Origin of the sequence: Halogranum amylolyticum (assembly GCF_900110465.1) — an archaeon.
Classification (GTDB): Archaea; Halobacteriota; Halobacteria; order Halobacteriales; family Haloferacaceae; genus Halogranum; species Halogranum amylolyticum.
In genome coordinates, this window is record NZ_FODV01000024.1 from 26,242 (window position 1) to 46,430 (window position 20,189).

At 57.2% G+C, this 20,189-nt stretch carries 10 protein-coding genes and 1 pseudogene; 4 read left to right on the plus strand and 7 right to left on the minus strand.

Features of this window, described 5'->3' with window-relative positions:
- Positions 1–81 precede the first annotated feature (81 nt).
- Positions 82–2,043 carry a hypothetical protein gene (locus BSG17_RS26440; protein WP_139246762.1) on the plus strand — a complete coding sequence of 654 codons (1,962 nt, stop codon included), beginning with the start codon at positions 82–84 and terminating at the stop codon, positions 2,041–2,043.
- Between the two features lie 387 nt (positions 2,044–2,430).
- Here BSG17_RS26440 and BSG17_RS28995 read toward each other — a convergent pair.
- Both BSG17_RS28995 and BSG17_RS22380 read right to left on the minus strand, forming a co-directional pair.
- Positions 2,431–2,928: pseudogene (locus BSG17_RS28995) on the minus strand (phage NrS-1 polymerase family protein); the annotation flags it as partial.
- 985 nt (positions 2,929–3,913) lie between these two features.
- Positions 3,914–6,964: a type IV secretory system conjugative DNA transfer family protein gene (locus BSG17_RS22380; RefSeq protein ID WP_394327984.1), complete on the minus strand. Its 3,051-nt coding sequence runs from the start codon at positions 6,962–6,964 to the stop codon at positions 3,914–3,916.
- A gap of 409 nt (positions 6,965–7,373) precedes the next feature.
- Between BSG17_RS22380 and BSG17_RS26445 the strand changes: the two genes are divergently transcribed.
- Entirely contained in the window at positions 7,374–8,003 is a 630-nt protein-coding gene (locus BSG17_RS26445) for a hypothetical protein (RefSeq protein WP_139246763.1), read from the plus strand.
- Between the two features lie 1,390 nt (positions 8,004–9,393).
- On the opposite strand, the gene BSG17_RS22395 is transcribed toward BSG17_RS26445, so the two are convergent.
- From BSG17_RS22395 to BSG17_RS22410, 4 genes are all read right to left on the minus strand, one after another.
- Entirely contained in the window at positions 9,394–11,019 is a 1,626-nt protein-coding gene (locus BSG17_RS22395) for a VirB4 family type IV secretion system protein (RefSeq protein ID WP_211609294.1), read from the minus strand.
- Between the two features lie 317 nt (positions 11,020–11,336).
- Positions 11,337–12,470, minus strand: a complete 1,134-nt coding sequence (locus tag BSG17_RS22400) for a TraC-like domain-containing protein (RefSeq protein ID WP_089827616.1) — start codon at positions 12,468–12,470, stop codon at positions 11,337–11,339.
- Entirely contained in the window at positions 12,467–14,224 is a 1,758-nt protein-coding gene (locus BSG17_RS22405; protein ID WP_211609296.1) for a TrbL/VirB6 family protein, read from the minus strand. Before BSG17_RS22405 ends, BSG17_RS22400 begins: the two co-directional genes overlap by 4 nt.
- A 186-nt stretch (positions 14,225–14,410) precedes the next feature.
- Entirely contained in the window at positions 14,411–14,791 is a 381-nt protein-coding gene (locus tag BSG17_RS22410; protein ID WP_139246764.1) for a hypothetical protein, read from the minus strand.
- A 312-nt stretch (positions 14,792–15,103) separates the two neighbouring features.
- Between BSG17_RS22410 and BSG17_RS22415 the strand changes: the two genes are divergently transcribed.
- Positions 15,104–15,316, plus strand: a complete 213-nt coding sequence (locus tag BSG17_RS22415; RefSeq protein ID WP_139246765.1) for a MarR family transcriptional regulator — start codon at positions 15,104–15,106, stop codon at positions 15,314–15,316.
- Between the two features lie 904 nt (positions 15,317–16,220).
- Positions 16,221–16,451 (plus strand): hypothetical protein, encoded by a 231-nt coding sequence (locus BSG17_RS22420; protein WP_139246766.1) that lies wholly within the window; start codon positions 16,221–16,223, stop codon positions 16,449–16,451.
- Between the two features lie 162 nt (positions 16,452–16,613).
- On the opposite strand, the gene BSG17_RS22425 is transcribed toward BSG17_RS22420, so the two are convergent.
- Positions 16,614–20,162, minus strand: a complete 3,549-nt coding sequence (locus BSG17_RS22425; protein WP_139246767.1) for a hypothetical protein — start codon at positions 20,160–20,162, stop codon at positions 16,614–16,616.
- Positions 20,163–20,189: the final 27 nt, after the last annotated feature.

Genomic DNA, 20,189 nt, shown 5'->3' on the forward strand with positions numbered 1-20,189 from the left:
CAATCTCACTGATAACGGGGCACTAGATATCAGGAGTTGAATACGGACAGAATTATACACAGCGAGAACACCTTCAGTACGATGACAGAACTCTTCGTTTTTACCCTTCTCGCGTCTCTCGTAGCGGTATACGGAATTCTTCCAAAACACCGCCAGCTCAGAGTAGGGTATGGACTCATGAGCCATTTACCGATTCTGATTCTCTCTGCATTTGCAGTGGTTATCATATCCACATATGTGGGCGGGCTATTGTTACAACCACAGAACAAGGACTCTCTTGGAACTGTTTCTGCTAGGTCCATCTCATTAGAACTAACGCAAGTAAGCATAGACCTCATCCAATTAGTTGCCGTCCTAGGAATTGTCACCATCTTCGTTAGTCTATTTGCCAAAGGAAGTGTTCGCATCCGAAACGAGGAGGTTCTTCTCTCCAAGCTCCGCCACTTATACAACCGAGAAGAGTACGGTGCCCTGGTTGACGTTATTAGAGAGAATCATACTCCTCTCATCAATCATCCAGAGAAGCCGCAAGATCCGGAACGCCGGCGTATTTTCGAGGTCATGAATGAGGCGTTGGATCTCGATGAAGATGAAGCACAAGAGAGGTATATGCAGACACTGAGAGAAACTGGTGCAATTCCCACACCAGAAAACGAAGATTCGGAAAGTTTGGAGGGCGAAGACGATGATTCCAAAGGGCCAGAATCAGCCAACGAGAATGAAGATACTGAGGAACTAGAGAATTTAGTCAGCAGACTCCACAAGTGGGCCAAATCAATAGGACAGGTGCTTTTGGACCAAGTTGGCAGTCAAATATCAGCCACTAAATATAGAGCTAATGGAGCAGCTGGAAAGCTTAGAAACAAGTGGGAATCATGGCGACGTCGGGCTGATTATCGGGTTAGTCAACTTCGATACGCATTTGCAGAGACAGCTGAGCAGGCAAATGAATACACAGAGTCGCTACTGCTTGATCCAGAGTTTGGGGCTAAATATCCGATTCTTGACCCCGGACTTGGAATTGACGTTATCAAAGACGACTCAATAGAGGGAATCGATCGTCGACAGATTGTACATCGATTTCTCAAGACGCTATTGAAAACAGAAAATAGCCTGCTTTACCGAGAAGTCAAGAAGCTCGGGAATCACTCAGCTAGCCGAAGGTACTCAATTGAATCTGAGAACCGATTGATGCACGCACTGTTTTCTAATTGTAACCGAGCCGAGGATTTAGACGTGTATAAACCCATTGGAGACAAAGCTGAAGAGATTATCCTCAAACAGAGTAATAAACAGGAAGACGGATACAATGGTCGAGGGTTCACCTCCTCAACGTCGGATAATGCTGACCGGTTTAACGACCCTCTCTTCGTAGCAATTTCCTATTTCGACATCATGCTAAAAGAAGCCCTCCATCAGCGAATGACATGGCACTTCTGGCTATTCTACTATGAGTCAATAACCAAACATATCTGCCGTAACTTCAAGATTACTTCCCAGTCCGAGTCAGACAGGACGTACCCCAACGATTACTCTCTCCTTCTATTTGAGATGGTTGACAATATGACCCGATGGCTGGACGCAGTTGAAAAGATGAGAGTAGACGATGAGCACGATATCATCTCCGGTGACGGTTCTGATGGGAAGTACATGGACTTCATTAAATTAGAATCAATAGACGCTGACCGCACAAGGAACAATATCCCTAAAGCGACCGTAATTTGTCTGATTTCCTGCCACAGACATATCGTTACGACCGATGAGATTCCACGACAATTCAAGGAATACATCACAGAAGAGGTCTTCACCAAGGCAGCAGAACTTCGCACTCACGATGAAGGATCACTGCTATGGCAATATTCTGAACTATTTGTCCGTTGTATCGAATATGAACATGAGAGACGAGCAAGCGGTGATGAATATCGTCAGGCATTGAATTCCGCATTTACCAGAGACTTACAGGCAGACCTTAGACACCAAGGATCAGGGGGACAAGATTTCGCATCTGAGATAGGGGACATTCTGTGGACCGAACCTGAGTAGCGGATTTCCCAGCTATTGTTAGAGATATCGACCTTATACTGTACAAAGCCTGCTCTCAATCAAGCAAATCTATTCGTCAGGTGTTTCAAAGACGGGTTACCAGAATCGGTGAAGCCTACTTCTGGATACACTCCCTTCGTTCAGTATGCTCCCTTTTACAACATCTTTGTCATTACTGAGGCAAATCGAGAAGAGGGGGTGTGTATAGTCGGTGTTCTATGCTGAGGAACCACATTCTTACTTCGGAACGTCCCTAAAGAATCGCTTCGTCTGGGTCCAAAGCGACGAACTCACAGATTTGACCTCACTACAGACATCAGTCTGAGAAGAGTCGTTAGCTTGATCAGCCGACATCTCAAACTCAATTCGAGTGGCTTGGAACGTTTCCAGACGTTCAAGCGCTGCTTCGAGTGTGTTGATGCGTTCAGTTTTCGCCTCAAGCGACGCCTCGAGTGTAGAAACTCGCGCTCGCAACACTCGGTTCTTCTCCACAAGGTACGCTTTGTTGCTCCCAAACCCGTCTCTGACGCCATCGCGGAGGATTTCCGCTGTAGTACCTGCCGAATTGGATTCCGTTGTCGACGCTGGTTCGTAGAACTCAAACGTCGTCGCAACAGCTCGTTCGGTAGTCTTCTCACCGTACGTTGAGCCATCGGTATAGTGCACCGCGTCCCACTTCTCGCGCATTAATCCGGACTGCTGGAACAGTTGATTCATTTGCGACTGGTCGCCACCGGTCCAGAACGCCAACAGACAACACAACGCCATGTCTGCCTCCGACTGGCTCTCATACCCAGATGTGTTGCCGTTCCAGAGACGATCAAACTTCGCCCCGTTCGAGGCGTTCCGTGCTTTTCGCAGGAGTTCCTCGTCGGCGAGAGTCACCTCAGCCGCAGATCCAGCTCTGCCGTCGTCGGTATTGTTGTGCTGGTCTGCCTGGGTCGACGATTCAGACTTGGAGTCTTGGACGTACTCCCGATGAATCGCCACAAGTGCACCCTGTCGACGGGCAATCCAGCCAGGAGTGACGTCAACGTGGTTGCCGGTGACAGTGAAGAACCGGGCAGAGTCGTACAACTCGACGCTTCCTCGTCGATTCCGGCCTTCAGGGAGGTCACCGGTGATGAGCACATGGTAGCCCGTCCCGGACGGTGAGATCTCCGTGTAGGAGTCGAGGCGCTCAATGATGTCCCGTGCGGTGTCGTCGACGTCGCCGGTTTCGGGGTCGCGACAGTCGTCGAGGTCGACGCCGACGAACAGGTCGTCGTCGGTGAAGACGAAGCCCACACCAGCGGCCTTGCCAGCCTCAACGTAGTCACGTGCTGCCTCGAACGAGTCCCACGTCTCTGGGTCCGTCGCTGACGCGAACACCCCTGTTCCCGGTGTCACCGGAATCTTCGTTGCCTTCCCATCGCGTTCTTCAGTTCGCCAGCAGACCCACTGGTCGCGGTCGCGGAGCGTCGTCGGGATGACTGCCGCGTCGACAGTGAAGTCCTCGTTCGTCATCAAACCCCTCCGCTGGAGGCTCGTGAACCCAGTCGTTGGACGACATCAACTTTCTGAGACAACCGTCGTCGAAGAGGGAGGTTGTCCCCTTGCTGCATCGCCTCGTCCTTTTGCGGATGCAATCTAGTATGTACTAGTTGGTTTGAGCGCCGATACTGATGGGACAGTATTCTCGTAATGCGATTTTGTCGGGACATGGTTGCAAGGACAGCTACGATGGCTACCCGAACTGCTGGGACAGCAACCTCAAATGTCGAATCTAGACGGATAGAGGGCGTGTAGCGGGATATGCTGTAGACTGGTTCGAATCGATTGGTGGAGCCTGTTGCACCGTCGCTATTCTGTGTCAGGATATTGGTTGATGTCATGGGTCGAGGAATGTGTGACCGTCAGGTGTGAGCTCGATGCCGACATAGAAGCGCACTCGCTCGCCATCTCTTCTGCGTCGATTGGTGTCGAAGTCGACGGCATTCCCAAGCTTTCGTGTAAACCACCCTTTGCTTGTAGTACCGTCAATATCGTTTTCGTTGAGCCAAGAGGAGTACGCCTGGAACAGAGCGTCTTCCGAGATGCGTGAGCCATCGGTCTGTCGTACGTACAGAGTAGCGAAGACTTCCACAGCATCGCCCTCGGGGTCACCATCCAATGAGGGGGAAACGTCGGCGTCGGATGCTGGTTCGTCACTCGCTTCGGAATCCATCTGGAGCGGGTCGACACTGGTGGACCAAAGTTCACCGTGGTCAAGACAGTCTGATAGGAGATACATCGATTCCTCTTGATAGAGAACTGGGGAGCCGTCGTCTGGGAGAATTAAAATGAGGTAGTCCTCGCGCGAGAGATCGGCGGGTAGTTGCTCTCGTGGAATGAACGGGCGTTTGATTGGAATCCACTCGGCGTCGAAGTCGTCTTTCGAGTCGTACCGTTGTGTTTCACCGGGTGTGTAGACGGTATACTGTTCGCTTTCTCGGTCGTAGCTGTAGTAGGCCGGGACGCTGTCCTTCGAAAGAGCATCCCCCTCTGGGACTCGAGCGAATTCCGTCTCGCCATCCGAGAGAACCCGGTCTCCGTCATCGCGTATCCAGACAGTTCGATTCGAGTCGGACGTCCGGGGACGGACGGCAGTCACGCCACCGTGGGAAGTTGCGCCACCGCCGAACGTCACAATCTCGTCGCAGTTGTAGAACAGCTCACTCCCATCTGCAAGTTCACGCAACGGTGGTGAACAGATATTCTCGATGCGTGCGGCCCGCTGGGTTGTCGAGTCTCCGGGACGAACAACGAAGATCGGGACTCGGTCTGATTCGTGAGCACGGCTGAGGTTCTGCAGAACTTTCGCCGGGCGCTCGGGCGTTGTTGTCTCAGACTCGATGACGAAGTCCGTCTCAAACTCGGAGTGTGTCGCGGTGGCGTCGGGTTGGGAACTCCCGTCTTGCTCGATGATACTGACGCTGAACCCCTGTTCGGTGAGCGTTGTTTCCGCATCAGCGAGCAGTGCGTCGTGAGCTGTGTCGCCAGCCGACCGGACAGCACCAGTCTCGGGACGAACCGCGTCCGCACCAGCATCGGAGAGGCGAGTGACGACGGTGTCCGTTTGAAGATCGATGTCGGCCTCGATCAATCGCGACGTGTCACGGATGTCCGGGAGGTTGGCCGGATCGACGTCGAGATTGGAGTGGTCTTCGTTAGCTGACTCAAGCCGCACGATGAGTTCGTCGTCGACAGCGGTGACGTCGACCCACCCATTGTCAGCACGCACGCCCTTCCGAATCTGAACGGCGCGAATCGCTTCCGCCATCATTTCGGCCAACAACTTGTCCGGGTTGGCAGCGTCGTTCGAGTCGCTGTAGAGGAGATTCTGCAGAATCTCAGCATCGGTCAGTGGCTCAGTCCCGTACTGGGAGAGACTCTGTTCGATGATGTCGTCGACGGCATCGGACGACCGAAGCGGTGGGTACGGCGGGAACGACTGAAGCAGAACGGGGTTGGAATACTGGCCGCCACCAAGCGGTAGCTTCGTCCACGCCTGATACTGGTCGGTCGAGATGAGATCCTCTGCCGTGTAGCCCCGGAACCGCTTCATCAGGAGTTGGGCGTCGTCAACGTCGTTCACCGAGAAGGAGATGAGCGTGTCGCAGTTGTTCTGCATCGATTTGAGCGTGCTCTCGTCGAACTGCGAAGGATACTGGGATGCCAGCGTGACCGAGAGGCGCATCGAGCGAGCGCGAGCGAGCATCGACTCGATATCGAGGTTTTCGCTCGCGATATCGTCGAACTCGTCACAGAGGACAAAGTACGGGTCCGGTTCGGCATCCTGTCCGTAGGACCGATGTTGGATGGCGCTCCAGAGGTTCCGCATCACACCGAGTGTGACCATCTTCTTGATGTCCGTATTCTCGACGGGCGTGGAGACGATGACAATCCGGTCATTGGCGACGATGTCGCGGAAGTCGATCGTGCTCTCACGGTGAGCGATAATCCGCCGGATGACGGCGTTCTCGACCCACGATTTGATACGCTTGAGCAGCGGCCGCACCGTCTCGTCGTCCATCTGGGCGATTTCGAGACAGAACTCACGCACGTAGGGGTCGTCGACGTCGAGGGCGAACTCTTCGCGCCGCTCGGCGTTCAACAGCGTGAAGTACATATCGATCACCGAGAACGGCTTGTCGGACTGCATCATCGCCCGCGCCATCGACTCGGTAATCGACTCCATGTTCACCCCCCAGTACTCGTCCGTGTCGAAGATTGCCTTCAGGTTCTCGATGCGGTTCTCAATCTCGTTCTCACGCTCCGTTGTGGTGGTGCAGTCGGGCAGTTCGAGGAAGTTCAGCCCGACTGTGCGGTCGTGTTCGACTGAACCGGGTTCGATCCAGACGACGTCGTCAAGACGATGCTCAGGGAGCATCCGCAGGAGTTCACGGGAGTCACGAGCCTTCGGGTCAACGTAGACGAAGCCATAGCCGGCGTACGCCCACTGGATCATCATGTTGAGCAGGGCTGTGGTCTTCCCGTAGCCGGTCGTGCCCGTAATCCAAATGTGCCGGAACAGCGAGTCGAAGCGGAGTGGGGCCTCGCGGAATCCCCGATGAGCATCCTCGTCGTAACCAATCCAGAGTGGAGCACGAGCGGTCTCGGCACTTGCCTCGAACATGTCGCGGACATGTGAGCCCGCGACGATACCCTCGGTTGCTGTGTCGGTGATGATGGGTTTCCCACCGACGGAGGCAGTATTGGTGACTGAGATATCGTACGACTCTCCCAGTCGTGAACGGAGAGTCGCGTCTGGCACGGAGGTCGAACCCATTGCCGTGGAGTCGACCTCGGGGACAACGGGACCGTCGCCAGTTGGAGTGACGTCTACTGGTTCTGTCTTTGGTTCGGAGGACTCGTCACTCCCGAAGAACCGTTCAAACATCATCCTCACCTCTCTGCCCGACCCCGCTCCCAGTGAGGTCTGGATTGGAAACGAAAGGGTCGAACTCGCTCTCGTCAGTTGGCTCTCGGTGAGGGTCATCGTAGTGCGCTCGCGTCTGGTCATCAAGCCGGACACCGTCAGCGGCGGACGTGGGCACAGAGAATGCAGGGACGTCAGCAGGTACGCCAACACCGGCAGCGGTCCGTGACCAGTCTACGGTGGGGTTCTCGACTTCCTCGTTCGGGAGGTGGACGAGTCCGGTGAGTTCGCGTAGTGTGAGGACATTCCGCCGCCCCCATAGGGTGCGTTTGAGTCGACTGGTTGGAGTGAGAGCGCGCATCCCTGCGGCCTCGAGGACCGCCGGAAGGTGAGAGGCAGACGCATATCGAGGGGTGAAGCCCTGATTGGTGTGCTCGTGATCAAGTGTGGTGACCGCGTCGGCAACGCGGCTGAGTCGGTGCTCAGCTGTCGAAGCGTTGGGTGCAGCGGTCACGACACGGATAGTCGTCGCGAACGCCGGGCGACCGAGTTGCGCAACGATATCGTCTGCGGCTCGGGTATCGTGTTTCGACTGGAACACTCGGGGATAGAAATATCCCTCAACCGTACCCTGTCGGCGGGATTCTGCGATGTGCGCGACGTCGCCACTTCCGAACCGGCCAAGGAGCCCTCTACGCGTCCACGTCTGGGCGACCGGCATGAACACAATCTGGAGGATCACCGTCTCGTCGTCACCGCCGATGAGTCGAGAGAGGATAGTCCGGTATGGGTCGTCATCAAGTGGCGGCAGGGAGTCGAGGTGTTTGACCGGGTAGACCGCGTCGTGTCGGAGTTCGAGGTGGCAGCCAGCGACGTACTGTCCTGGGGAGATGTCCGGAAGCCCAGCCCCGGTAACCTGCTGTGTGTCGCTGTTGGGATAGTGTGCGTTGACGAGGGCAATCGCATCCTGTGGGTCGGGGGCACGGAGGTAGAACTTGAGCTTGCCGTCCGTGAACCAAATCTCAGCAGCGTAGATCGGTGTGTTTCCTCGATGAAGTGACCCAGCGGGTGTGGTATGGAAGCCACGGAGGAACCGTGGACCAGCTGCAATCCCGTCGGTCTCGGGATAGGGTCGAACGCGAATCAACGGTTCATCGGCGGCCGCTCCGTGAGTCCGTTCGAGTAGGTCTGGTGTGAGTTCGATGCTAGTCGGCGTAGCTGTCGTGGTGGTTGGGAACATCGTTGTGGTGGGCGTAGGTGGTTGGCGTGCTAGTCTCGGCGCCGCTCATCGGAGAGAGCCGTGAGTATCCACTCGGGAATCACGTCGAGGACGGCGTCGCGTGCGCGGGAGTCGTATGGCAGTCGCAAACCAGTGAACGCAAATGCAACGCCAGCGGGAATCGCGGCGAGGATACCTGTCGTGGTCGGAGCAAGGACACTAGGGAATGGAACGCCAGCGACAATGGCGACGAGTCCCGGCAAGAGGCCAACGCGACCAGCGATTATCCACAGCCCGCGATTAGGCCGCCAAATCCCGATGGCGAGGTCATGACGAATTGCGAGGTCGATATACCAGGCAACGCTAGCAGCCCCGGTTAACCAGACGACAGCAACGACTAGTTGCACTAGGCGTGTTGCAGGAAGCAGGCCGATTGCAAGGAACAAAAGTCCAAATGCGCCGATTCCTGCAGTTACTCCAGCAAGGATTAGCAGCGCCCACGGTCGGTGTCCCCGAGAACAGTATCCGCGGGGGTCATATCGAACGCGTTCGACTGCATGGGAAATGTACGCGATACCGACGAAACTACCGACAATCCACGGATGCGTAGCGATTGTGGAGATGACTGTGCTGGTTGCCATGGCGACTGTTCGGGCCCAAGCCCACCCGGTAGCGACTGTGGCGCTGAGAGCGCCAACGATGCCAGCCAGGGTTGCGACGAGTACAACCAGTCCGGTGAGACACCCTGCGATGCGGCGTGCAAAGAGCGACGTCGCAGTTGGGTCTGAGAGCCAGTATGCAACGTAATCACGCCACGATGGGGAACGCTCACGCTCACGCACTCGCTTGGCGCAGACGTCAGCCTTCCATTCATCAGTGGGGCGGTTCGCACACGAGTGGCACAGAAGAACCCGATTCGCGACATTGTAGACGTTGTCAACGATGTCTCGAATGACAAACGGCTCACCTCCTTCCAAATCCCCCCCTGTGGGATGGTGGACCGTCTGCTGACAAGCTTCACAAGTAGCGCTTTCCCGTCCAAGTACTTCTTCCATCACCGCTGGAAGGTCGTATTCCAGCGTTAGGGGCGTGCGGACGTCTGACGTCCGCCGTGTTTCCTTGATGGGCGTGTACTTGTCGGGGTCCATGTGGAAACATATCGTGCGAGCTGTCTTGGTTCTCATGCCAAAATTCTCGTCGCTGAGAACCATCCCCCAGAGAACAGAATCGGTCACTTGTCTGACCCTCCGTTCGAGTCACAGGAAGCCTTCTGCGCTTCGATGATTGTCTCTTCTTCAGGAAGAGCAGTAACGCGAAGTGGGTAGGTTCCGCCCTCATCAACGTCAAGGAGCGCGGTACTGAACCCGAGTCCCTCTTTCCCGACAACAGCATTGCGAACGAACGAGGCCTGGGGTTCGGTCAGACCGAGTGCGTCGGCGTGTTCGGGAGTGAGGTTCCCCTGGCGGTGGAGGAGCTTGATCGACGACTGGTTGATGAACGTCTCGGCTCCGTCGGTGTCGTAGAAATCGGCGAGTTCCTGTGTGACGAAATGCAGTGAGAGGTTCAGGTGTCGTGAGTGCCGGGTCGTCCGTTTGAGCCACTCGACACTCCCCGGCGACTCGACCAGATAGTGTGCTTCGTCGATTGCGACGATGGTGTTTCCGGTCGCAGCCTTGAGACGTTCGTAGACGGCGTCGTACATGGGTTGCATCACGAGTCCGGCGAGTGCCTCATCAGAGCCACCTCCGAACTGTTTCAAGTCGAGATAGATGACACGGCTTCCGGTGAGGTCGACCTCGGTCTGCCCATTCAGGAACGCGAACTGACCGCCAGGAGTGAACGGTTCCAGATTCAGGCGGAGGTCTTCAGCGTGGCTCTGCCACTTGTCGAGTTCGCCGTCTGAGTAATCGTCGCCGTTGAGAACCTCGGTCGGGTTGGCAGCGACATCGCCAAGAACAGCTCGCACGTCGCCTACCACGGGACTCTCATGATGGTGGGTCATCGGGTCGGCTGTGATACCGTTCTGGAGATACGCTTCTCGGACACACCGCTCAAGGACCTGCCGACGGTCACCGAGTGGCGCACCAACGAACGCGAAGAACGATTCAAAGAACGCCATCACGGCGCTGATTCGCTCGACGAACGGACTGACGTTTTCCTGTTCAAGCAGGTGGTCAGGTGTTGGTCGTATCTCGAGTGGATTCACCGTCCGAGTCCCACCGATGACGTAGTGTTCAGCGTCGAGACCGGCGGCCAGACTGGCGAAGCCACCGACTGGATCAATCATGACGATGGCTGTGTCACGGTCCTTTGCAACGCGGCGGAGCAGGAGCCGCTTGGTGTCGTATGATTTCCCAGAACCGATCTCACCCGCGACCAATACGTTGTGACCGTTCTCCCGGAGGAACCGGTCGAGATACACTGGCGCATCCGTGGTAGCGTGATAGCCGTAGAGGACGCCGCTCTCTTCGATCGTGGTGGTCGCGGCGAACGGGAACAGCGCACCGGCGGCCTGCCCAAGCATAGGCGTTGTCTGTCCAAGGTTGTCTTTTGCGACTGGGCTGCCCGTGACCAGCGAATCACCCTGCCGATATGCCGCGGTCTTCGTCGTCAATCGCTGACGTTGCAACTCGCCACGTATACTGGAAACGGTGGTGTCTACTTGTTCCTTCGAGTCGCCACGGATGGTCAGATAAACGCCGACATCGAGGATGCGCTGAGCGTTCTCGTGCAACTGCGTGTATACTGCCTCGTGGTCACGGATACGACGTTCCGTCACCGTTGCCTTTGCTGAACCGCGGTCCTGTGCCTCGATGTGATCGACTTTGAGCGACTTGATAGCACTCTCGAACCGCATCAACGACGTCCGAGGATCTTCAGGGTCTGCATAGATTGTCACGTCGACGTCCGCACTTGGGTGCGTACAGATACGGTCGAGTAGCCCCGGCGTTGCCGTCTCTGGAAATCCTGTGACGAAGAGAACCTTCACCCATCGGTCTTCTGTTCGTGCCGTATCGGTCTCGAGACGAACGCCCGATGGGGCAACGCGTGTCGCGTGCGTCCACTCCCGGTGAGCGTGAGCACTATCGTCAGTAGGCTCACCCCCAGTGTCGTCACTGGCTTCTGTCTCATTCCTGTCTCTGGGGAGAAGAGCAGTGAGGTGAGAGAGTACGTTCATGCTCGGTCACCCCGCGTTACACTGGAAGTGGTGGTGTCGGTCGGCGAATGCGATACATCGGTATCGTGGTCGCTCATAACGACCGGCGTCGTACGAAGGTGAGGACCGGCGTCGGGGTACTCGGTCCGATTCCCCGACCAATACTCTTCGACGAGTGTGACGAGATCGGTCGCGGTAACTGGACGAGCGGTAACGCCTTCGATGCTGGTCAACTGCTCCGTGAAGTGAGTGCGCCGGTCCCGAAGGATAGCGCGTTGCCGCTCTTCGATAGCCTCGCGTCGCTCGTCTCGCAGTAACACATCTGCAACGACAGAGCCAACATGGTCGCCAATAAGCGGGACGCTCTGCAGGCGACGAACCCATCCGTTGTCTTCGAGACTGACCTCCTGAATCCCGACCGTGACAATCGCATGGTACTGGCGAACGCTCGTCCCGCGCTCATGGAACTCCTGTGGCCGACGTCGTCGGTACACTTCGACGATTTCTGTGAGTGCCGGCGTCGCCCTGACGTCAGGGTCGGTCCGGCGGTCGTCGTACGCGGCAGTCATTCGAGCGGGATCGACACGCCGTGCCGACGAGTGTACCTGCACCGGATAGTCGAGTGTGTTCAGGACGGCACCGAGTCCGCGGGCCGCTCTGTCCCATTGTGCTTGGTCAGCAAGCGCAAGGTTTGCGGGGTCAATGCGGACGGCACCAACGAGTGTCTCGTCCTGGCGTCGAATCGCATCGGCTTCTGGTTCAACCGCGCGAACGTGGGTCAGCTCCCGAGCATCCGGCGGTGTGTCGGCACCTGTTTCAGTGGTTGTGTTGGTGAATGTCATAGTATTCTCTCGACGGTGGTGAGTGACGAACGAGGTGATGAGACCAAGCGGTGTTCGGTGGTCGGGACAGACGTGCACGTACACGCCAGCAATAGTGAGAACAGCTAACGCGAGTGCGACGCCAACGAAGAATCGGCCAGTCACAATGACGACGGCCTCCAGTGTGATCATCGCGATGATGAGCACTGGTACAAGGAACAGGAGGTCGGCGTTCGACACATCGGTGAACGCGAGGAACCCGGAGTTGGAGCCAACATCATCGAGAATGCGGCGCTCCGGATCATCGCCTCTGGGACCGAGGCCCGTCATTGCGACCCCCCGCCTGTTCCGCGAGCGTCAAATACCGAATCACGACTGATCTTCGTTTCCTCAGCGGCACTCACGCCCCAGTCTTCGCCAGCAACCGGTTTCGTGTCGTACAAGGATCCATCCGCTTCGCCACGATGGAGGACCCCTGGATGGTCGCCATCTGAGTCATAGGCTGTCGCGAATCGGTCGTGCTCTCGAACGATGAGCTGTCGAGTCTGTCCTTTAGACTCGATTGGCTGGAACTCACCATCAGTGACATAGCCGGGCTGGTACCGTTGTCCGTCCGTCATGTCTCCCTCTCCGTCGACAACGACGAGGTCAAACCCGTCGGTTGCAGCAGCACTCACGTCAGTTCTGGCACCAGCACTGCTTCCGATCGTGATGGTACCAGAGCTTGGGCGACCACCGGTTGGCGTGCCTACGGAAGCGAGACCATCGCCACTGTTACCAGACGTTCCGGGGCCAAGCGCACCGGCGACGTTGGTCTGACTCTCAGCTCCGAGTGCGGCACCGCTTCCACTCGTGCCACGAGTAGACGTTACCCGGTCAAACAGATCGCTGGGGATGCTAGTGCCAGTGGCCGCACTCGCAGCGGACCTCGTGGCACCGACGTTTGGCATCGAGGCTTTGCCGGCGAGCGTCTTTGCACCCGCCTTCGCTCGTGAGTACATCGCGGCCCCGCCGAGCCCAGCCATGATGCCACCGGCAGTCTTCGCTGCTCGCGACCCCAGTAGCATCCAGAGAGTGGCAACCAGCGCCGCCAGCTGCGTCACGAACGTGACGGCGGCGAATGCCAGCGTGCCAGCCACTTCAGCGAAGCCACCAATCGCGACGGCGCTCTCGACGAAGCCCATCGTCCCCGCGGCGACGTAGGTCCCCGAGCCCAAGACGAGCGCTGCCGGGAGGGGGAAGAACGCAGCGCGGATGAAGATGTCCCAGCCCTTCTGTCCGAACTGTCCGATCGTTCGTAGGACGCCTCCGGTGTCGAACAGCATGAGTGCCGAGAACACCGGAAGGAACACCATGAACGTGAGACAGAGGACGTACGCCAGCAGCGTCGTGATGAGAAGGATGGTCACGATAGCGGCGGTGGCGACCCACAGCAACCCAGCGAGGAGGCCAGTCCCGAGGAGCGTCCCGATGCCGGACTGCGGCCCCATTACGAGCTGGTCACCGCGTGGGGCGACGGCGAGGATGAGGCCGTTCGCAACGTGGAGGATGAACGCACCGACCCACCACGACCCAAGGGTGAGAAACAGATTCCGCCCGAGCTTCTGCTCGATCTGAAACCCCTGCGTGGCGAATGACGCTTCAGGACGGAATCGGCTGGTGAGGGCGATGCCGACACCGAGTATCCAGGTGAGGAACCCGAGCGGCAGCCCGACCGACGTCCACCCGTCGTATGCGCCAGCCAGTGGCTGGTTTGTCGGGGGGCGGAAGACAACGATTTCGCCGCCTCGCTTCGGCACCGGACGTCTGAGGATTAGTTCGAGCGTGCTTCGGGCGATATCCTGCGTTGCGTCGAGCGCACCACCGAGGATGCTTTGCTTAGCGTTCTCAATGACGTTGCAGATCGCACCTCTGATCGGCCCCTTTCCGGTACACGCGGCGTACGAAGTCGCGTTCTCGGAACCATTGCCCGAGTCAGGCGTAGGTGGGGACTGACTCTGGAGTAGCACCGTCGCATTCGGTGTCGACGGTGTTGGTGTGCCTGCTGCCCGGGTGCTGTTCGGACCGTTCGGAGAGGTGGTCACTGGGGAGGCGAGAACCGGTGTGACGAATCCCGCTGTGATGACAGCGACCGCAACAAGGACGAATGCATACCGTCGCACTCGCACGTTGAAGTTGGTGTCAGCGTCTGTGGTCGGTGGCATAAGACTGAGTTGTGAAAATGTGAGTTGTGGTGCGGCTGGGGCCATCCAGAGAGCGGTCTGCCTGAGTCAGAACCACGGCGTGAGTTGCGCACACTGGGCGACGTTGAAGCCAGCAGCCCCAGCGGCCTGCTCACCGAGGACGATGATGAGGCCGAAGATAGGCCCGGAAATCATCGCCATGGTGCCTGTCTGTCGATGTTCACTCGATCGTTCGGGGTTGCGGGACATTCCAGCGCGAGCGTGTTTGAAGCCGCCGTAGAGCAGCCCACCGAGGAACAACACACCTGCGCCAGTTCGGGCCGCCCACTCGAACAGGTCGATTGCAGGCGTGCCACACAGGCCACCGTCTCCTTGGGCGGCAGCGATGCCAGTCATCGCGGCGAGACCGAGCATGACTGTCACAGTGGGGGTCAGGACTCGCGCACCAGCGGCAACGTGGGCTGCCACGTGATTGTGACCTCGTTGAACCACAGCCCTCCAGTGAGTGCTCATAGACGCCCTCCATTGGGCCGCTGCGCTGCCGTCGATTCGTTACTGTAGGTTGTTAGCGGTCGCATAGTCATCTGTGCAAAGCCAGCCCGTTTCGGACGTAGTCTCCTATTCATCATGGTTCCTACAACGAATCGTAGTACGAATCACAGAGACTTATATCCCGTGTATCGTTGTATGGTTTTTACTAGGATCTGAAGCTCGGATTTTTGACGACGAGAGTTACGAAAGGTGTAGAATGATATGGGGGGCGTGTCCAGACAAAGGAGAATGGAACTCACAACCCTCGATGAAGCGATCCTTGACGAGCTCAACGAGGGGGCACGTACCCAGGGCTTTCTCGTGGATGCGACAGGTGAACCCCGATATAAGATTCACGAGCGACTGAAGCTCCTCACCGCGGTCGGCTACATCGAGAATATCCACGAGAGCACGGCACTCTACGAAATACGTACTGATCCTCGAGCAGCTAGTGGTGAGTAAGGCTAGTAAGGCTAGTAAGCATCACGTCTAGTCTAGTATTGGTCCAAAGTTCGAAGCAACCATCTTCTAACACGTCTATCATTACTTGTATGTCGTTAAAAGACGTAAGAGAAAGCCTACGTACAAACCCTGACTGGCCCTACAATGCACCGGAAGAGCTGCGGTCTGTATGTGAGGGTCGTCTACCTGAGGCGCACAAAGACTCTGCTAAGAGGCATTCTAGTGTTCTACTCACAGTAGCTGGATTTATAGCACACCGAGAAGACAAATATCACATACAAGAAGCATATTCTCGTGCAATTCATGCAACTGCGCTTTATCGAGGAACTGACGCTTCAACTATTCACAAGCACTGTGAGGGTAGCACTTGGAGTAGTAACGAAAGCCACAATCGAAGTGTAGATACGTCTCAGAGATACGTAGATCTGATGAGAAATGCTTGCTATGACATCTATGAGTATCTCCAGGCTGATCCTGAAACAATTAAAAGCGTAGTTGAGTACGCGCCGCCTCTCGATACAGACAAATAATTCAAAAATCAAACATAAGCTATCGTTTATCTATAGGAGATTGTTGATGTCGTCTTCTCCAATTGAATCAGAATCAGAATAGAGGTTAGCCGATCGACCTACCAACAACCCGCTCGTTTCATCGGTTGCATCATAGACTCGCAAGATGGCTCTCCATCAACAATACTCCTACACAAGAGCGTAAGCCATTGTTGACAATTACTGTGGAAGACGTGTGAATGAGTTAGCTACTCTTTGAAAGACGAACGAGAGGAACTACAACTGATTGTTGATAAAGCTTGAAGACTGAAGAGCTCTCGGGAGATACTGTAGGACAAAAGGACAAATTAATTATATAAAAAATTATATATAGATGGGTGACGTTTCTGCAGAGCATGCCATCCTTCGATATTCGTGGCTTCACAATAACCCGCGAAAAGACGATTGCGGAAGACGGTACGGTTACCTATAATAACAATTACGAGTGGGAAGGTTTGAAAATGGAGGGCGAAAAATCACCCGAACTTGGAACCGAACTCCTGATTTCGGGAATTGAATATCTGTTCGGGAAGAATTCCGCTATCAGGACACGGGAGCCGACGATAGACGTTGTGAATGAGGAGTAGCCGGCAAAAACGCACGATTTGAGGACTGTTATCTCTTGTTAGCGAATGTCCGCGGGGCATTTCTTCCAACGTTTAACTATGACAATTAATTAGCATACATTTATGGCTGTGAATTGCAGCGCTACCGCTCAAGACGACAGGAAAGCGACGTGAATCGTGTACCTATTTCGGTGGTGGTCCCTCCTGAAACGCCGCCAGCGACACAGCTCGGATCGTGGACGGCTCGTCACCCCACCGGGCTGGCGTGACCTGTGGCAATTCGACGTCGGTAATCGCGAACGACCACGTATTAGAGCCCCATACGGAGTTGTTCGCGATTTCTTCGGGAGTAAGGTCAACGAGACCACTCATCGGGCCGTCTTCGGCACTAAAGACATCCGCTCCGTGGTCTCCGACATCCTCACGGCAGGTGACGCGTTCCTCATCGAGTAGGCGAGAGAGCGTCTTCGCAACGTGACGCTTCGACACGTCCGTTGCCGCGGCCAACTCACGGGCCGTGGCAGACTCCTGTTCTCGAAGAGCCTTAATGATGGCCCGCTGGGCGTCGGTTGCAACCCACTCGACTCCAGCGACCTGATAGTCAGCGAACCCAGCCGGCATCGCACTCGAGTGAACAAACACGGTTGCCTGATTCTCTGGGTCGTCTGCGTTCCGTGCGTATCGGCCAGCGGCCTGAGCGACGTGGTTCTCTCGAACGGAGGCAAGAATGTCACTGGCGGTGTCAGCGTCAGGGCCAACGAACTCGCGACCGTGGGCACGACGCTGTTCTCCGTCCTCAGTTTCGACCGTCTCGGGTTGAGCGTGGAGGTCACACTCGGCGAGCAGATTGATGACGTAGTCGTCGCCGGGGTCGATGCTCCCGTGGACAAGTCCAACGTCACGATCACCGAAGTCGTCGCGTGAGCGTTCCTCACCGAAGTGCATGGTCGCGGGGTCATCGACACCGACCTCGCGCATCAGGAACTCTAACTCGCGCTCGACACTCGCAGCGGTGATGCAGGTATCGAACGCGTCACCGAAGTGGTGTTGCAGATGATCCAAGAGGACGCGCGTCGCGTCGGGGTTGAAGTATTCACCACTGGCGAGTGGCCGAACTGCGTCGCCGACTTGGACGACTCTGAGCCCGCGCTCGTACCGCCGCCAGAGACGGCGCTCCTCGGCCTCGAGGACGTGATCGGGAACCATGTCCGTCGTCGTGTTTCGTTGCCACAGCGGAAGGCTGGGGTGGGCGTCGAGACCGACCACAGACCGCGCTCCCGAGAGGTCGGGGACGCTTCGAACCGTCCGGACACGGTTGGCCTCGTCAACGACAACGGTCACCCACGTTCGCGACCAGTTGTCGTCGTCACGAGCACTGGCATCAAGACGGGGCGGACTGTGAGTCGTCGTCCCGACGGCGCGACCATTCTCGTCGAAGCCCTGGGCCAGCGCAAACCAGACGGCCTCGACCAACGCGGGAGCGAGCATGTGGGCGTTGGGGTTCTCAAGGTACCATTCGCGGTCGGGCTCGTAGTCGAACATTGCCCGTGTCGCCTGTGCCTCACGGAGCAGGTCGGTTTCGACGCTCTGTCCGTAGGCTCTCCGTGCGGTCTCCACAAACGATTCCCACGTGGTGACTGGCGCGCCGACTTCCTGCAAGAACGCGGCAACGGCACGCTGGATGCGGTCGTTCGTGAGATACTCGCCGTCGACGGCGAAGTCCGGACGCTCGTCGAAGATGACGTTACACGACTGTGTGAGCCCAGGGACATGCGCGAACTGGTGTGTCGCATGAATCACGTCGACCGCGGTGTTACCCTCTTCGGTTCGAGGAAGGCCTTCCCACTGACCGATTGCAGGACAGGGGTCGTCTCCTCGCGAGCATGGCAGTTCGATACCCTGGTCGTTGTGCTCGGCAAGGTAGGCGTGGGCTGTCGAGAACGGGACACCACGACCGTCACAGACAGCGTCGAACCACTCCGAGGCAGGCGTTCGGTTCATCGTGACGGCAACGACGCCGTTGTCGTCCTCTCCCTCCGTGGGATCGTGGATGCCGTGGGCGACGGGGCAGGCTTCCTTCCGGCCACGAAGGACGGCATGGGTCACGCCTTCAGCTTCGTTGCTATGCTCGGCTGCGCTATCACGGGAGTCTCGGGTTGGGCTGAGATGAACAACTGGTTGCTCACCCGTGACATCGGCGTGGCGAAGCCACGGCTCGGTCGATGTCGTGTAGCTCTTGCCGAGTCCAGTCGGAGCGTCGATGACGACCTGCTCTTGGTGGCGGACAGCATCGAGGAGACGGTCCCGTAGACGGTCACGGGCTTCACCAGTCGACGGCCACTCGATATCGTGAGCAGCTGCGGCCCGCTGCCGTTGGTCGTCTTTGAGAGCGTCAAGCTTCTCGAGCGGAAGTGTACTCACGGGGTCGGCTGATTCGGGTTCGAACTCTGGGATGTGAGCACCGCGGTCGCGGAGTGCGTCGACAGCGTCCCAGAAGTCTTCACCACTCGGGTACTCAGTCACCGAGGTGAGGATGCGCTCTTCGAGAGCGACGACCTGGAGCGCATCGAGGCCGTGCATTCCTTTCCGGTAGACCCAGCCGTCGCCAACCTGCGCAAGCCGAGTTCCGCTTGTGGACTGTGCCCAACTCGGGTCGAGGTCCTTGCTATCATCACATCGTTCGTGCGTGACAGTCGACCGGAGTGTGATATCAGATGGACCAGTATGCTGGATCGCGTCGAACACATCCTGCATCTCGGCCGTGGTCTCGATGTCCGCCAGGTCGTCCTTCGACATCTCCGGTTCGGAGGTGAGTTCCTCTGGGCGTCCCTCGGGAGTCGAAGCACGCGCGGCATCGAGTACGCCGGGACGCGTCGCGATGATCTCCTCGACGATACCGTGGATGTCTCTCGTAGCTGTGGCAGTCCCGGGGATATGGTCGCCAGTGACGGTGGTGTAGCGACGGCCAGGGTAGATCTCGAGTTCTGCATCCGGCCAGTCGGGTGAAGAGAGGTCGATGGTGAGCGACTTCACGCCCTCAGGAAGACAAAACCCGCCAAGGGCGTGTGCGCCGGTTCCCGAAGGTGACCACTCACAGAACGTCGCAGCCACCCGCTCCAACAACTCAGCAGCGGCTGGGGCGACCTCGCCCGACACTGGGTCTCGGATATCGTCGAAGTCCAACAGGCCCACGTGTGGCTCGTCTGGGACGTCTTCGTCAGTGTCGACCCACGAGTACTTCTCGTCGTTGTCCCAGTCGTTACTCTCAGGACTGGTGAGATAGTAGGCGAGTCCGAGTTCGTCGTCATGCTCAACCCAGTTGTGGGCGGTCTCGAAGTTGAACCACGCCTCAGGACTCTTCGCGCCGACGAATGAGTAACCGCTGTCACGGTCCGAGTAGCCCCACGTCGGATTTCGGGGGACTTTCCGGTCGTCGCTGTACTGCCAGAGCAACCACCGAGCACCGTTCTCGACGAGGTCAGTGGGGTAGGTGTTGGGCTCAACGCTCTGGAAGTCGAGTTCCTGACTGGCGTTCGTAGTCGCTTCTGTCTGCGAAATCGAATGTGCGGAGGATGAGGCGCCCTGTGACGCGCTCTCTTCGACTTGGTCCGCATCACTATTCAGCTGTTTGCTGTGGTAGTCACAGAGCGCTCCGGGTCCAACTGCGGTCGTCGCTTCCTGCTCGCAAGTCGGCATCGAGCATTGCTGCTCGACCGGTACCTTGCGACTCATGCAAACACCCCCAGAACGGCCGCATCG

What these genes read in the sequence shown, in the direction of transcription:
- BSG17_RS22395 (WP_211609294.1), bottom strand. Translation starts at nt 11,019, where the DNA reads ATGCGGTTCGAGAGTGCTATCAAGTCGCTCAAAGTCGATCACATCGAG.
- BSG17_RS26440 (WP_139246762.1), top strand. Translation starts at nt 82, where the DNA reads ATGACAGAACTCTTCGTTTTTACCCTTCTCGCGTCTCTCGTAGCGGTA.
- BSG17_RS22380 (WP_394327984.1), bottom strand. Translation starts at nt 6,964, where the DNA reads ATGTTTGAACGGTTCTTCGGGAGTGACGAGTCCTCCGAACCAAAGACA.
- BSG17_RS22425 (WP_139246767.1), bottom strand. Translation starts at nt 20,162, where the DNA reads ATGAGTCGCAAGGTACCGGTCGAGCAGCAATGCTCGATGCCGACTTGC.
- BSG17_RS22420 (WP_139246766.1), top strand. Translation starts at nt 16,221, where the DNA reads ATGCCATCCTTCGATATTCGTGGCTTCACAATAACCCGCGAAAAGACG.
- BSG17_RS22415 (WP_139246765.1), top strand. Translation starts at nt 15,104, where the DNA reads ATGGAACTCACAACCCTCGATGAAGCGATCCTTGACGAGCTCAACGAG.
- BSG17_RS22400 (WP_089827616.1), bottom strand. Translation starts at nt 12,470, where the DNA reads ATGACGGGCCTCGGTCCCAGAGGCGATGATCCGGAGCGCCGCATTCTC.